General features: G+C 40.5%; 11 protein-coding genes. 4 read left to right on the top strand and 7 right to left on the bottom strand.

Annotated elements, in window-relative coordinates; translation table 11 throughout:
* Positions 1–5 precede the first annotated feature (5 nt).
* The gene (smc, locus tag FD723_RS12340; protein WP_179065601.1) at positions 6–3,647 is read right to left on the bottom strand and encodes a chromosome segregation protein SMC; all 3,642 of its coding nucleotides are present in this window, start codon (positions 3,645–3,647) and stop codon (positions 6–8) included.
* A 268-nt stretch (positions 3,648–3,915) separates the two neighbouring features.
* On the opposite strand from smc, the gene FD723_RS12335 reads away from it, so the two are divergent.
* Complete coding sequence (locus FD723_RS12335) at positions 3,916–4,182, top strand: hypothetical protein (RefSeq protein WP_179065600.1); 267 nt, start codon at positions 3,916–3,918, stop codon at positions 4,180–4,182.
* Between the two features lie 7 nt (positions 4,183–4,189).
* Here the strand turns inward: FD723_RS12335 and FD723_RS12330 are convergent.
* A protein-coding gene (locus FD723_RS12330; protein WP_256875017.1) for an IS630 family transposase occupies positions 4,190–5,244 on the bottom strand; the annotation gives its coding sequence in 2 pieces (ribosomal slippage) (positions 4,190–4,849 and positions 4,852–5,244; 1,053 coding nt in all).
* A 63-nt stretch (positions 5,245–5,307) separates the two neighbouring features.
* On the opposite strand from FD723_RS12330, the gene FD723_RS12325 reads away from it, so the two are divergent.
* The gene (locus FD723_RS12325) at positions 5,308–5,664 is read left to right on the top strand and encodes a hypothetical protein (RefSeq protein WP_256875158.1); all 357 of its coding nucleotides are present in this window, start codon (positions 5,308–5,310) and stop codon (positions 5,662–5,664) included.
* A gap of 218 nt (positions 5,665–5,882) precedes the next feature.
* Here FD723_RS12325 and FD723_RS12320 read toward each other — a convergent pair whose 3' ends face one another.
* Positions 5,883–6,356: a BON domain-containing protein gene (locus FD723_RS12320; RefSeq protein WP_179065599.1), complete on the bottom strand. Its 474-nt coding sequence runs from the start codon at positions 6,354–6,356 to the stop codon at positions 5,883–5,885.
* 453 nt (positions 6,357–6,809) lie between these two features.
* Between FD723_RS12320 and FD723_RS12315 the strand changes: the two genes are divergently transcribed.
* Both FD723_RS12315 and FD723_RS12310 read left to right on the top strand, forming a co-directional pair.
* Positions 6,810–7,730 carry a ribonuclease D gene (locus FD723_RS12315; RefSeq protein ID WP_179065598.1) on the top strand — a complete coding sequence of 307 codons (921 nt, stop codon included), beginning with the start codon at positions 6,810–6,812 and terminating at the stop codon, positions 7,728–7,730.
* 233 nt (positions 7,731–7,963) lie between these two features.
* Complete coding sequence (locus FD723_RS12310; protein WP_179065597.1) at positions 7,964–8,806, top strand: tetratricopeptide repeat protein; 843 nt, start codon at positions 7,964–7,966, stop codon at positions 8,804–8,806.
* A 174-nt stretch (positions 8,807–8,980) separates the two neighbouring features.
* Here FD723_RS12310 and FD723_RS12305 read toward each other — a convergent pair whose 3' ends face one another.
* The 4 genes from FD723_RS12305 to FD723_RS12290 all read right to left on the bottom strand — a co-directional run bounded on the left by FD723_RS12305 (position 8,981) and on the right by FD723_RS12290 (position 15,279).
* Positions 8,981–10,549 (bottom strand): sodium/solute symporter, encoded by a 1,569-nt coding sequence (locus FD723_RS12305; RefSeq protein ID WP_179065596.1) that lies wholly within the window; start codon positions 10,547–10,549, stop codon positions 8,981–8,983.
* A 204-nt stretch (positions 10,550–10,753) separates the two neighbouring features.
* Positions 10,754–11,029, bottom strand: coding sequence for a DUF485 domain-containing protein (locus tag FD723_RS12300; protein WP_179065595.1), 276 nt, complete (start codon positions 11,027–11,029; stop codon positions 10,754–10,756).
* A gap of 925 nt (positions 11,030–11,954) precedes the next feature.
* Positions 11,955–13,346 (bottom strand): hypothetical protein, encoded by a 1,392-nt coding sequence (locus FD723_RS12295; RefSeq protein ID WP_179065594.1) that lies wholly within the window; start codon positions 13,344–13,346, stop codon positions 11,955–11,957.
* A gap of 262 nt (positions 13,347–13,608) precedes the next feature.
* Positions 13,609–15,279: a phosphatidylglycerol lysyltransferase domain-containing protein gene (locus tag FD723_RS12290; protein ID WP_179065593.1), complete on the bottom strand. Its 1,671-nt coding sequence runs from the start codon at positions 15,277–15,279 to the stop codon at positions 13,609–13,611.
* Between the last annotated feature and the right edge of the window lie 39 nt (positions 15,280–15,318).

Raw genomic sequence — 15,318 nt, 5'->3', positions numbered from 1 at the left:
AAAACTCAAGCAGATGTATTGGATGATTGTAACTTAATCCCCAAAACTTGAGTGTAAGCTCCTCGTGCTTGAGTAACGCCAATTGTGCGTTCGGCTGATTCTATCATCGGACGACGCAAACTCACAACTATAAATTGCGCTTGTTGTGACTGTTGTTTAATCATTCTAGCTAATCGCTCTACATTTGCCCCATCTAGAAACATATCTACTTCGTCAAAGGCGTAAAATGGCGATGGGCGGTAGCGTTGCAGGGCAAAGATAAAGCTCAGGGCTGTGAGTGATTTTTCTCCCCCAGACATTGATGCTAGGCGCTGTACAGGTTTACCTTTGGGGTGTGCGACTAAATTCAGTCCACTGCTAAAGGGATCTTCGGGATTTTCGAGTTGCAAGAAGCCGTCGCCGTCGGAAAGAATGGCAAAAATTGATTGAAAGTTTTCATTAACGGCATCGAAAGCTTCTTTAAAGGCAAGTTGCCGCAATGTGGTAAAGTTTTCGATCCGTAAAAGTAGTTCGGTGCGTTCCCCTTCTAGTGTCTCTAATTTTTGCGTGAGTTCTTGGAGACGGTTTTGAGTGCGTTCGTATTCTTCTAACGCCAGCATATTGACGGGTTCCATTGCCTGTAAGCGTTTGGTAAGCGATCGCAATTCTTTCTGCAATTCTTCTAAATCTACCTGATCTGGAACTTCCGGCAGTGGATTTGGTAATTCTGCTCCCACATCCCGCAATTGAGTTTGCAGTGCAATTAGTTCCTCGCGCCGTTTCTCTTGAGTTTCTTGGAGTTTTTGGATTTCCCATTCCAATTGTTGTTGACGCAAAAGATGCGATCGCACTTCTAGTTCTGTAGCGTCGCGTTTTTGTTTCTCTTCGCCCAAATTCTGCTCCATTTCACTCAACGATAAACGGGTTTGGGTGATGAGAGTGCTGAGTGCTGAGTGCTGAGTGCTGAGGGTATTTAGTTGATTTTGTTGCGCCTCTTGTTGGTGATGATATTGGCTAATTCGCTCCTCCCCTTCTTGGATTTTTTCTTGCAAACGTTGTTGCTGATTTTCTAAATTTTTTAATCTTTGTTCCGCTTCCCGTAACGCTGTTTCACGTTGTTGCAATTGTTGCTCTTGAATTTTAATGGTTGCCTGGATTTGTTGCCATTCACTGGGAGTTTGGGATGCTTCTAGCTCTGCTAAGGCGTGTCGCAATTGTTGCAACTCATTTTCTTGTCCCGGTAATTCCCGCTCTAAAATTTCTAATCGGGATTGAGCAGTGGCTAACTTTTGGCTGTTTTGGGCGAGTTGCGATCGCGTCCCCTCTAATTGCGTTGTTAAATTCTTAATATCCTTCTGTAACTGTTCCAATTGCAACTGTTGTTCGCGCCGCGCCTGACGCGATTCTGTGAGTTCCTGGGTGAGTTTTTTGGTTTTGGTTGACAAAGTTGCGATCGCTTCTGTACAACGCTCTAAAACCCGTTCAATGTCCACTAAGCGAGTTTTTAAAGCGATCGCTTCATCAGATTCCGCCGCTTCCACATTGCCAAACCGCAAGGACGAACGCTGGGTGTTACTACCACCAGTCATTGCACCGCTAGTTTCCAGAAGTTCTCCGTCTAAGGTAACGATGCGATACAGTCCTAAATTTTTCCGCGCCGCTTCCAGGTTGGCAAAAACTACCGTGTTACCGAAAACATAGCTGAAGACATCTTTGTAACGGCGATCGCAATCAACTAAGTTAACAGCATAGTTAACGAAACCGCTAGCAAAACGCAGTGTTGCATCTTGAGTAAATTTGGGAGCGTGAATTTTATTGAGTGGTAAAAAAGTCGCTCTCCCTGCACGTTTCTGTTTGAGCAATTCAATCCCGGCGGCGGCGATGCTGTCATCTTCCACCACGATATGTCCCAAGCGTCCCCCAGCAGCCATTTCCAAAGCTAGCTGATGGCGAGGTTCCACTTTTCCTAACTGCACAACTAAGCCACAAAGTCCAGGTATGCCCGATTGTAAAATGACTTTACTCGCTTGAGTTCCTTGAACTTCTTGCTGTGCTTGCGCTTGCGCCTCGATTTTATCCAACTGGCGTTGTTTTTCGCGTTGTTCAAAAAGTAACCGTTTTTGGGTTTCCTGTTGGATTTGCAGTTCTTGTTCTGTGGCTGAGAGATTTTGAGCTAAATTTTGGATGGGTTCGCTAGAGGCGTTAAATTCCGTTTCAACTTGATTACACTCAGTTTGTTTTTCTGCTAACAGCGGTTCGTCGCGTTCAATTAACTGAGTTTGCTCTTGGATAAGCTGCTGTAACTGATTATTGCGTTCCCTGAGTTGTGCTTGTTCCGTGCGTTGCGGTTCTAGGGTGTGCAGCAAAGCTTCAATTTGACGGTTGAATGCCGTTTGTTGCTGTACCCACGCTTCCGAAGCTGAGGCGATTTCTGCGGCGGCTTCGCGGGAGGTTTCTAAGGCTTGCTGTGCTTCATTTCTTTGGTGCTGGGAAGACACGATGAATCGCGTCTCTACAATGTGTGTTTCGGCAATTTCTTCTAGGGAATGGCGGTGTTTTTGAATTTCTTGCTGAGTCTGAGTTAGACGTTTGGCAGTTTCTTGGAAAGCTGTTTGTAATTCGGTTAGCTGACGCTGGAGTTGCTTACGTTCTGCTTCTTGGGTGGCAAGGGTAGATTGTACCGCCAAAAGTTCTTCTTCTCCCAAGGCTTTTACATGGGCGTTGAGTTGTTCAAGTTCAGCAGTTTTTTGAACGATTTCGGAATTTAGGTTTGTGAGTTGGGTAGTGAGTTCAGTGAAATTGCGATCGCCTGTTTGAATTTCGTGAACTAACTTTTCTTGTTGCGCTTGTAGCGATCGCCATGATAAAACAGCTTCCCAAGATTGTTTCGCGAGAAATTCCGTGCGGAGTTTTTGATATTTCTCAGCTTTCGCCCTATCTTGAGAAAGGCGATCGCGTTGTGCAGTTAATTCTGTTTCAATAATCCGACAGCTATCTTCCTTTTCCTTCACCTCATCTAAAGTTGATTTGGCTTGGACAATTTTGCGATCGAACGCCGCCACCCCAGCCAATTCATCAATAATTTCCCGTCGTTCCCGCGCATTCATTGAGATAATGCTGGTGACATCCCCTTGCAGCACAACGTTGTAGCCTTCGGGATAAACCCGCAGGTTACTTAATTCCCCATGCAATTCTGTCAATGTGCAAGCTTCACCATTGATATAGTAATTCGAGGTGTAAGTCCCTTGGTGAGTAACTCTTAGCCTTCTAGTAACACTCCACTCTGCCGATTTTGGATTTTGGATTTTGGATTTTGGATTTTCTTCCCCTACTTCCTCTACCTCCTCTACCTCCTCTATTTCCTTCCTTTGCGCCTTTGCGTCTTTGTATGAGATTTCATCCGACAAATCAAACGTTACAGTGACGCTAGCCTCAATAGAAGCGCGTCCTTTAGCTGTTTGAGTATTATTTACCAAATCTGGGAGGCGATCGGCTCGCATTCCCTTAGAACTGGAGAGTCCGAGGCAAAATAGCAGTGCATCTAAAATATTTGACTTACCCGAACCATTTGGCCCAGATATGACAGTACACCCCGGTAGCAAAGGGACTGAAGTAGTGCCACCGAAGGATTTGAAGTTGGTAAGTTCCACGCGCTTGATATGCACCATAGGCGCTGGTTCACTGGGCTAATGAAGAACAAGTGTATCAACTAATTAAAAATTCGCAAGAGGGTAGAGGGGAAATTTAGGATTATCGTAGACGCGCGTAGCAGCAAGCCGCAGGCTACGACAAAGGAAGTCAGGAGAATCGTGGTTCAGAGAAAACTACAATATTACTAGAGTTAGCATGAGCATGAAATTTAATTGCACACCATCAACAGCAACTAAATAAACTGATTCCAATTTTATTTGAGTTAAACGAGGAAAAGGTAAATCAATGACAATTACTTTAGACGCAAGAAATCTTAGTCTGAAAGATGTTCAAAGCCTTCTAAAATTAACAGAACAGTTAAATGAATCATTTACATCATTGCTATTGCTAACAAATCTCACAGAATTTGAGCATCAGGAATCACAGGTAATCCGTAATATATACCATGAATATTACTCAGAGGGTAAAATCTCTGAAGGACAAATAAAATTTCTCTTTCTTGCACCATTAATGAAGTTAAGTAAGTCGGCGGGAAAATTTATAAGTATGTAACAAAATTTTAACCAGAGAGATTAGAGTTAAATTTAATACGTTGTGTCCTATAATTTCCTCTTTCTCCTCTAGCTTGAACACCATCTATTACTGCGTAAGCAAGATCCAACTCATCATCAAACATTCGTCCTGCTAGTTCATCCTTTTTAAGGTGTTGCCATTCCAATTCAATCGGATTCATTTCGGAGCAATATTTGGGCAAAAAGAAGATGTATAAACCCATCTGTTCCCACTTTGACCATAACTGCTGCACCTGAAGACATCGATGTATCGGCCCGTTGTCCTGCACTATTACTCTGATGCGCCCGATCTTTTGGGCTGACTCCGCTTCTTGCTCCATCATCTGGATATAAGATTTTCTGTCAACACCACCAATAACCAAACCGTAAACAAAGCTGATTATTGGTTGAAAAAATCCAATAATGCTTAATCTACGACCACGACGTTTACTTTGTTCTAGTCGTTTTTGCTCACCTCGGAAGTAATAGGTGTAACCCGGTTCGCTCCATGCACAAAACCCTGATTCATCCAAATACTTCAAGTCTATTTCTCCACTAGCAGCAGACAGTTCTAACATATCTAGGTCTGCTTGCTTTATTTCTTGGACTTTTGGGTCTTGTTTCCCTTTGTGGCTCTTTCTGACTCGTTTCCAAATAACCCCCTTTTTTTGAGTACCCGTCTTAATCTGTCGGGACTCAGTTTAATAGAGCGATCTCTCTCTAATTTTTGAGCTAGTTGACGACTGTTATATGTACGTGGCTCTTCTTTGAGACATTCCTCCAAAAATACTATATCCTCTTCGCTATACTTGGTTTTGCCTCCTCTACCTGGGTTATCCCAAAGCCCTTCTAAATCAAGTTTTCGCCATTTATGTAAGATTTCTCTTACCGTTTGAGGAGTCCAATTGAAATGAGCAGCTATTTTTTCTACGTACCAGCCATGTGCATTTAGTCTAATGACCTCTGCTCGGTCTTTAACTTTCTGTGGTACATCCGCAGTTCTTAGGTTTAACAGGGTTTTATCTTGCTCATAGCTTAGGAACACCCTTAGACGAGCGCCCATACTCAGTCACCTCGGTAGATATATTCTCCGTATTTATTTATCTTTACATAGTTTGGTTTTTCCATGCCGACTTACTTAACTGGTTTCTTCTATCAGTCCAGCATTAAAATTACATTAGAAGAAAATATAGCTGACATCTCTATAGAAGATGAAGATACAAATATCAAAGGACGGATGGATATTTTAGCTGTTAGCAAGACTCAAAAAAGAATAGTAACTACGCCTTTTTGGATACTAGTAATTGAATCTAAAAATAGTAGTTTTAATGCTTTGGAAAGATTATCGCAGTTGCTCACTTATGCCTACAAAAGTCTAGAAAATCAAACATCAGTTTGGGGCGTGCTACTAACGGTATGGATTACCAGTTTGTCTATATGCAGCAAGGGAATCCTTCTGTGTATCAATTATTGCCAAAACTAGATATAACTCGCTCTAAATCTTCAATCGAGTTGTTACAAGTTCTTAAATCGATTTGCCTATTGTAGTTCAATTTTTTCCCTTAAAATTTATGGTGATGAATTTTATTTTACCAATTTTTTACCCTTATTTAAGTAAAATAAACAGGACTTACGCAGACGTAAATCCTGTTTATCTTTGATGATGAATCTAACTGTTAGCTGAGAGCTTCAGTTATTCTGTTATGGCTTTTTCACAGTTTCAACTTTTGCTTCTACCTTCACTGTCTTCACACCTTGAACTTCTTTAGCCAAGGTTTCAGCTTTCTTGAGTTCTTCAGCAGAAGTTGCTGTGCCTTTGAGGATAATTTCACCCTCTTTATTTTCAACTTGTAATTTATTACCTGGTAAACCTTTGTTCAACTTTTGACTAACTTCGGTTTTTAAGTCGCCTTTGGTTTTTGTTACTGCGGTTTTTTCAGCATTGGTTTTAACTTTAGTGCCTGCACTAGCTACTAAAGGAGTGGTTTGTGTTGCTGGAATTTTGGCAGTAGTTTTATCCGTAGTTTGATTTGTCTGAGAAGCTGGTTTTGCTGGTGCTTGAGCGGCTTCATTAGTAGTGCTAGGAGTTTCCGAACCAGTTTTAGGAGCCTCTTGACAGCCAAAAGTACCAACTACCAAAATGCTACTAACTAGTAATGGAATTAGCTTTTTCATTATCATCTCCGAATTGAGTACTTGAAGCAATTAGTTAATGTGTGTGTCATGGTGAGGAGCAGATGTTAAAAAGCAATTAAATATGAGGCAGTAAAAGTACCCAAGCAAGCACTCAGGTTACTTAAAATTGAAACTTGGACGATTTCTGGAGGCTAAGATTTTGCAGCCAGTTTTTTGAAAAGCGCCAATTCAATTTTTCTAACGGTTGCTGACCAGTATAGCTCTACATACAATCTGTAACGCAGATGCTAAGGAGCTTTATTAAGCTGAGACTGTACAGCTTTACAGTCGTGACTCGATATTATCAGATTTGAGTCAGTTTGGCGATGTCTATGACGAATTCCAAACGAAGAGCGTTTTTGCAATTCTGTCTCAACAAACTTACCAACAAAATGTTACTTTAGAAAACTATGGCTTACTGACAATGCCCTAAATATCAGGAAATATTAGCCAATGCCCTACCTTACTTCCGCCAGCCAAATTCGTGCTATTGTCGCTGAATATACCAATGCTAAAATTCTGTGGATAGATACAGAAGTAGCTGACTATAAAAGTCGTAATCCCCGACTGTCACTGATTCAGGTATTAGATAATCCTCAAGATATGAGTGGCGATCGCGTCTATCTTTTAGATGTCTTAGATCAGCCTGATATTATAGCTGAATTTATTGAAGAAATTATGATAAATTCTGCTATTGAAAAAGTTTTTCACAACGCCAGTTACGATCTAAAGCTTCTCGGTAACAAGAAAGCCAAAAATATTACTTGCACTTTGGAAATGGCAAAAAAAATTCCCTATTATCTGTTACCATTACCCAACTACCAACTCAAGACTATAGCTACAGCACTTTGTAGCTTTAACAATATCGATAAACAAGAACAAACAAGCGATTGGGGAAAACGCCCCCTAACTGAAGAACAAATAGAGTATGCTTACTTAGATTGTATTTATCTTGCTCAAATTCACTTAAACTTGTTACGATTACAAGCCCAAGCCAGCCCCGAACCCGCAACGGAAGACTTAATATCACTAAGTACCAAATACTCACAAGTTGAGCAGCAATGGAAGTTGTTGAATTCAGAATTTGAGCATTTGCAAGAACGTATAAAAAAAGCTATGCAGGCTCAGAATATATCTGAAACTTATGATTACAAGCTGACTAGTTATGAGCGCACTACAATCAAAGCTACATTTACCGAATTGGCAAGGCTAGCACAAACTCAAGGTATTAATTTAGATTTTCCAATTACACTAACTCAGAAACTTCAAAAAGATTTAGGGCAAAATCTGGAACAATTGTCTGTAGATATTGACAAAAATACCTCTTGGCGGCTAATTCCCAAAACTCAACAGAGTGAAACTGAGGATGATTAAATTGTTCATCAGGCTACAAATGCCAGAATTTATAGAGTTATTGTAAAGAATAAATCTTGAAATTTAATAATTATTTTCTCGTGCCTTCCCTGATAAATCTATAAGATATTAGGGAACTTTGTCAATTAACTTTAAAGGTCTATTAAAAGTTAAAATAATTATTGAGTTAAAGAATTAAAATCTAGGTTTTGGTATTAATTCGATTTAGGTAATATGGCAGTTTAGATTAACTTATGAGACGGCGTTTATTTGGGCAAAAGCGAACAAGGGTAAATACTTTATTTACCATAGCTATTTTTACTACATTGGCTGCAACTAGCAGTATTTCTTGTAGTAAGAATGACAATGTGTTGGTGACAGAAATAGGAGTCAGTCAACCTAGCCGTCGTTCAGCTACAACTTCCAGAGGTGGAGAATTCTATCTTCAGGGAAAGAATCAGCATTTAAATGGCGACTTACAAGCTGCGATCGCATCATATAGTAAGGCAATTAGTCAAAATTCTCAATATGGCGCTGCCTACAACGGCCGGGGATTAGCCTACTTCGATTTGGGAGACAAAGAAAAAGCGATCGCAGATTACAATCAAGCACTCCGCATCAACCCTAACGACGCTGAAGCCTACAATAACTTAGGAAATGCCCGCGCCTCATTAGGAGGTAACAGAGAAGCAGTCAAAGATTACAGTGAAGCGATTCGACTCAATCCCAACTATGCCGAAGCCTACAATAACCGAGGAAATGCCCGCGCCGCCAATGGAGACAAAAAAGGGGCAATAGACGATTTTGGTCAAGCAATTCTCCTCAACCCCAGATATGCGATCGCTTATAATAACCGAGGAAATGCCCGTGCTGCCAATGGAGATCCTAAGGGTGCGATCGCAGACTATAATCAAGCCATTCGCCTCAATCCTAACTTTGCCCCTGCCTACAATAATCGGGGAAATGCCCGCGCCACCAATGGAGACAAACAAGGGGCACTCAAAGACTTACAACAAGCAGCAAACATTTTTCAAAGTCAAGGTAACAACGACTTATACCAACAAGTGATGAATAACATCAAAGAACTTGGACAGTAGGGAAAAGCCAAGTCAATTTAACATTAAAAGTGCGGTTAGAAACCGCGACTACACAGGCAAAACCCACCTCCGTGGGTTAAATTAAAAATCCTCAATTTTGTTTCTTAGTCCGCGCAGGCGGACTTTGTTTGTGTAGACGCGAATTCTATTCGCCTTCTTTGTCCGTTAACAAAATTACATCCCAGAACCAATGTGAATACGATCCTCAACTTCCGCAAATTTTTCCTGTGCTTGCTCTTCAGTACTCAATAGGGAAACGACAATCGCCACAATAAACGCCAGTGGGATACTGATTAATCCAGGATTTTTCAGTGGAAAGGGTGCAGAAGCGTGCTTAAGAATCGTTACTTGAATCGTAGGCGACAAATAAATCAGTACTAAAGAGGAGACAGTACCTACTAACATACTCGCAACCGCACCGTTAGTAGTGAAGCGTCGCCAAAGCATTGATAAGAGCAATGCTGGGAAGTTTGCACTAGCTGCGATCGCAAATGCTAAACCTACCATATAAGCGACGTTTTGACCTTTAAACAAGATACCCAAGAATATCGCCACCAATCCCAAAAGCATTGTCGCACCGCGAGCCACTTTCAGTTGTTCTGACTCGTCAGCATGACCCGATCGCACCACGTTCACCCATAAATCGTGGGACAATGCAGCTGCACCTGAGAGTGTCAACCCAGCGACAACCGCCAAAATCGTTGCAAAGGAAACAGCCGCAATAAAACCTAAGAAAGCATCACCACCGAGAAATTCTGCCAACATCGGCGCGGCCATGTTACCACCAGTACCAATTTTCTCGATCGCATCTTTACCTACCAGCACCATCGCACCAAAACCCAGGATGAAGGTAAGGAGATAAAAAACGCCAATAATAGCTGTGGCATAAGTAACAGAGAGCCGTGCTGCTTTGGCGTCGGGTACTGTGTAGAAACGCATTAGGATGTGAGGTAATCCAGCAGTGCCGAACATCAACGACAGTCCCAAAGAGATAGCATCCAAGGGGTTGGAAACCAGTTTGCCCGGAGCTAATACACCTGTATACTTCGCAGATGCAGCAGCGAAAAGAGCAAGTGGGTTAAAGCCAAATTGTGCCAGTACCAAAATAGCTAGTAAGATAGTTCCGCCGAGCAACAGAACTGCTTTGATAATCTGTACCCAGGTGGTGGCAATCATCCCACCAAAAATCACATAAGCCATCATCACACAACCGACAATGACCACAGCTAGTTCATAATCAAAGCCAAATAATAGTTTGATTAGTTCACCAGCACCTACCATCTGGGCGATTAAGTAAAAGCTAATTACTACCAGCGTTCCAATCGCAGAGGCGATACGTACAGGTTTTTGCTGCAAGCGATAAGCCACTACATCAGCAAAAGTGTATTTACCTAAGTTACGTAGTGGTTCGGCAATTAAGAACATGACAATCGGCCAGCCCACCAGGAAGCCGATAGAATAAATCAAGCCATCAAAGCCGTTGAGTGCCACCAGTCCAGCGATACCTAAAAAGCTAGCTGCACTCATGAAGTCTCCTGCTAGGGCCAGCCCATTTTGGAAACCGCTGATTTTACCGCCAGCTGTATAAAACTGCGCCGTATTTTTGGTGAGCTTTGCCGCCCAATAGGTAATGCCTAAAGAACTGATAACAAATAGAAAAAAGAAAGCGATCGCTAACGGGTTAAAGTGACCAAGACTAGTAATATCCGCCGCCAGTGGCAGATTGAACCACACACTATTCATGCTTTTTTGGTTTAGTATTTTTGAATTTGGGACTATAAATTGCTATTGGGCATTGGGCATTAAAAAGAGGCAGAGCGGCAGGGTGTGGGAGGTGTGGGAGGTGTGGGAGGATGGGGAAGAAGTCTTATCCCCCACACTCCCCACATTTCTCTTCCCCTGCTCCCTGCTCCCTTGCCCCTACCCCCTCATCCCCATACCCAATTTTCACTTACGTGTCAGCCTTGCGATTTGGTCGTCGTAACTGCTATTTGCCCAACGCACGTAGATAAAAATTAATACCCATGCTGAGACAATTACCAGCGCCCCTAGTAAAATTCCCAGGCTCAGACCAGGCAATACTAATGACCCCAGCAGGGGCTTATTGAACGCGATTAATAGGATAAAGCCGAAGTAAATAAACATCATGGCTCCACTGAGAATCAGGGATATCCGCCAACGTTCAGCGGCGAGAGCCTGAAGAGCCTTTGTGCGATCGTTCATGTCTTCCTTTCGGTTGAGAAGATTAGGTCAGATTGTCTCATTGAAGTTGATTTCTGCGTAATTTTCTTAAAGATTATTAGTAAATCTATTGCTATATCAGGTAATAAAATTAACTTTGCAAAGTGATATATCAAAATAACAAGACAATCGCGGCTCTGTCTTGAGTCACAAAAACATAAAACTATATAGCAATCCTATGTGAATTGTAAGAAATTCCCTACTCTTACTTACGCAAATGAGTTCAAAAATTAAATCGGATTGCTATATCTGTGATTTCTGATCAGACCATCTTAGGTATTATATTATACATTATATTGTCTAGTCGACTCAAGTACTAGATTTTTATATACTAAAACTTAAAATAAATACGTAGTTGCTACCAGGTTCTAAAATCCTTATTAGGGGATTTAAGAATTGAAAAATATAATTTTATACCTTGTTTTAATCAAGAGCGATCGCCATTTACATCTTCCATTGACTTATTGATGAGACTATTAATTTTTGGAAGCTTTGGTTCTGTGGGAATTGCTGGTTATTCTTCCTTTGCAGAACGTTTTTTTCAAATTATTAATAAAGATTTAAAAATAATTTACTCCAGTATTTTATTGCTACTATCTTTACAGATTATAGTTAGTGTTATTGTTTTAATATCTTCACCCACAAGTTCAATTGCTTCTGCAATCAATCCAAGCTCTAGTTGTATCTTAGGGAAACCATAATATAGAATTAAATACAGTTCATATAAGCCCAAAATGCTTGTAGAGAGGTCGATTTATCGCGTCTTTGTGATGATTTATCGGATATTTGCGATCTATGATTTTCATCAATAAACCTTAAAATAAGCGTATTGAATACCGACTTATTTGATAAGTCGGTATTCTAATATTTGCATTCTCACAAATCAAATTAGATTAGTATATCTAATCTAATTATCTACACCTACAGAAATAAGTTTGCTGTAATATTCAGTTTTTGCATAGATGCTGATAATACTATCACCAACTGCAAAAAAAGTACCTTCTTGCTCATCTTTAGAAAATTGCAGATTTGGGTATTTAGCAGCAGCTTCATCAGCAGTCATAGCTGTTGCTTGCATTTGATCTGGCAATAGTCCAGTAGAACCAATGTAAAATACTAAGGGACATATTTTGTCTTGGTAGATATTTTCTGCATATTTTTCTAGCTTGTTACTTGCTGCCGTTAAAGCTGCAACAATTTCCTCTTTGTTGATCTGCTTACCAGTTTGTTTATCCTGCAATAACTGCGCCAAACTATCAGCACCAACTTTCTTAAGAATACCTACAACAATACCATTTTGCTCAAGCCCAAGAAAATCATCAAAAATTGGTTTCATCAATTCGTCAACTTTTGTAATCTTGGTACGTGATGATAGTAGCCTGTGCCGAAAAGCAAGATTTTCATTCAATGCCATCTCAAAACTAGGCTTGATGAAAATTTCTCCATTTATTCTATCATAAACACGATACATTCTATTCAGAAACTTGTTAGCAGAATGAAACTTACTGAGGTTAAGAATATCTTGACTACCGACATCAATTTTATAACTCAATCTTGACTCAATAGTACCATTAACTAAAGCTTCATTAATATCTGTGTATTCATTGGTTGTAGGGAAATTAATGTAAATATTTTTAGACAGATAGTGCTTTTTAAACTCATCTAACTGTCCTGCTACAAATACATCTGACTCCTTTCTTAAGTGAGCAGAAATAATACTAATAAGTACTTTAATTTCTGCTAGCTCATTGAATAGTCTATCAATGCTGCTGTAACAACTATTAGCAGCTACAAGGGGCAAGTTATCTAACTCAATGGTATATTCAGCACGGAAATCAAATTCTTTTGCATCCAGTATGCCTTTTTCTTTGAGCAAGTCAAAGGCTTTTTTACTGCTGATTTTGACTACTAAAGACTTTACGTTAATTTTGCCGTCACTGACAATTGTATAGTTATTAAAGGTATTGAGGTCATTCACTAGCAAACCTGCTACCTCAATGGTGGGGGTTTGATCTTCAAATTTGGCAAGTTTGACTTTACGTTTGATAAGCATATTGAGAGTAGCAGTATTGCGATTAAACTGAAAATTGCCCATACTTACATACTCAGCATTATCAATATATTCTGTTCTTAACCAAGGTTGAAGCAGTTCCCCATTTTCGTTTCTAACACCTTTAACACGTTTGATACCTGTTCTTTGATAATGTTCTTGTAGGTGCTTGATATTGACGATAATATTGTTGCGGTACTGTGTAAAAATTTGGATTAGTTCTACCAGAGAAATTTGATTATTCGTCATATTGCTACCTTCTACATAAAGGTCATTAACAATTCAAAATTCAAAAATAAATTCCCTGTAGAGACAGCGATTTATCACGTCTCTCTAACCGTCAAAATGAATTTGACAGACGACTAGCTAGGGCGTTCATTTACTACAAGTTCTGGGCATCGTCTGGTAAATTTCGCGCTGCATACTCACCGGACATCCATACTTTTATAGTACAATTGTATCACAAAAATGCCAAGTTGTGTAGACGTAGCTCGTGGTCAATATGGGTAGTTCACGCTCCAGGTTTGAAATAATCGAAGAGGCGATCGCCTGAATCTGCGCGAATCAATGCCACAACTACATCTGGTAAGGCGGTTAAACTGGGGTAAACCAAATAACGCGGTTCCCAACGGGGGCGGAACTTCTCTTTGTAAGCGTGCAATCCCTTGAAGTTGTAGAAGCGATTCAAGTGCCCATAAAGATAGTGCAATACTTTTTCCAAGCGGCGTGATTCTGGGTTGTCTCCAACTCCCGCAAGGGCAGAAAGACCAAAATTAAAGCTGTCGTAGCCACCCTCTTTAAAATGTTGGAGTAGGGAAATAAATAAAAAGTCCATTGTGCCATTTTCAAGAGATGAGCGATGTCGCATCATGTCAATAGTGGCTTCGTTGAGTTGGTACTCTCGGAGAATGTTGGCAAAGGCGCTGATCTGACCTTCAGGATTATGCACTACAGCAATCTCGCACTCTCGCAGGTAAGCTTCATCAAACCAACCCAAAGAAAATTGTTTTTCCGAACCTTGCGCCATTTTCAACCATTCATCACTGACAGGTTTGAGGAGGTGCAATAAATCATTGGCGATGGGTGGTTGATAAAAGTCGATTTGGTATCCTAGCTTAGTTAAACGACTGATTGAGGGTCTAAAGTTTTTACCGGCTTTACCTTGTAACGTAAAACTTTTTAGGTCAACGATCGCTTCTTCTCCAATCTTGAGTACTCTAAACCCCAATGACTTGTAAAGCTCAATATCATCGGGCAAAGTTTGATAAAAACTGGGATACCAGTCGTTACGCTGGCAAAACTCTCGGAAAGCAACAATTGTCTCTTTGCGGTCTTCAACAGGGCCAATGGGATCTCCTAAGGCGATCGCACCCCGTCCCTTAGGAACATAAGCAATTACACTGTTACCAGAAGGACTGAAATAATAACTCTTATCATTTAAGAGTGCGATCGCTGCTAAAGAAGAACATCCATATTGCTCGACAATTTCTTTAGCCCTTTTTCGCTCATTTGTAGTTGCTAGATTTTGCCAAAACACAGGTTGCAATAGCATTAGCATTGCATAAGCAATAGTAACTGCTGCAATAATATAAATAGAATTAGCAAAAAATTCTCCAAATCGACTTTTTGGTTGCAGTCCCCAATTATCCGCAGTGAAGAACATTGCCAAAGTCTGAACTATCGCTTCACGCCAATTAAAATTCTCGGAAAATTTGCCATCTAACAAATAAAATCCAATAGTTCCGTATGCCAGAGTAAATAATAAAGCGCCTATAAGTACTCTGACTCCTCGTGCGATAGAAGGACGGTCTGACCGCGCCGTGAAAAAATGGCGCATCAAGATTAATTGCACCAGTAAAACCCCAGAGAGTAGACTTTCTTCATAGTCCAATCCCTTCAGCAAATGGCTGAAAATGGAAATTACTAGTAACCCAATGGTAAGCAACCAGGCTATTTTTTTTCGGCGTAATAAGTTAGTAGCAAGTGTTAATAAAATAAACCCAGTCAGGGCTGCAAATATATGACCACTGGCCCGGATATCAAATGGCAAAAATTCCTTCAACCAGTGATTTCTACCATACAGATTAGGTGTCACTGCTGATAACAAATTTACTACTCCGACTAAACCTGTAAGGAATGCCGCACTCCAAAGTCCAATCTGAGTTTTTAAATTATTAGTCATTAGTCATTAGTCATTGGTCATTGGTCATTGGTCATTGGT

The organism is Nostoc sp. C052 (assembly GCF_013393905.1).
GTDB lineage: Bacteria > Cyanobacteriota > Cyanobacteriia > Cyanobacteriales > Nostocaceae > Nostoc.
The sequence above is the reverse complement of the archived record's forward strand: the minus strand, read 5'-3'. Positions and strand labels throughout refer to the sequence as shown.

Bases quoted from the DNA above. Each gene is read 5' to 3' on its own strand.
- smc (WP_179065601.1), bottom strand. From the start codon at position 3,647: ATGGTGCATATCAAGCGCGTGGAACTTACCAACTTCAAATCCTTCGGT.
- FD723_RS12335 (WP_179065600.1), top strand. From the start codon at position 3,916: ATGACAATTACTTTAGACGCAAGAAATCTTAGTCTGAAAGATGTTCAA.
- FD723_RS12325 (WP_256875158.1), top strand. From the start codon at position 5,308: ATGCCGACTTACTTAACTGGTTTCTTCTATCAGTCCAGCATTAAAATT.
- FD723_RS12320 (WP_179065599.1), bottom strand. From the start codon at position 6,356: ATGAAAAAGCTAATTCCATTACTAGTTAGTAGCATTTTGGTAGTTGGT.
- FD723_RS12315 (WP_179065598.1), top strand. From the start codon at position 6,810: ATGCCCTACCTTACTTCCGCCAGCCAAATTCGTGCTATTGTCGCTGAA.
- FD723_RS12310 (WP_179065597.1), top strand. From the start codon at position 7,964: ATGAGACGGCGTTTATTTGGGCAAAAGCGAACAAGGGTAAATACTTTA.
- FD723_RS12305 (WP_179065596.1), bottom strand. From the start codon at position 10,549: ATGAATAGTGTGTGGTTCAATCTGCCACTGGCGGCGGATATTACTAGT.
- FD723_RS12300 (WP_179065595.1), bottom strand. From the start codon at position 11,029: ATGAACGATCGCACAAAGGCTCTTCAGGCTCTCGCCGCTGAACGTTGG.
- FD723_RS12295 (WP_179065594.1), bottom strand. From the start codon at position 13,346: ATGACGAATAATCAAATTTCTCTGGTAGAACTAATCCAAATTTTTACA.
- FD723_RS12290 (WP_179065593.1), bottom strand. From the start codon at position 15,279: ATGACTAATAATTTAAAAACTCAGATTGGACTTTGGAGTGCGGCATTC.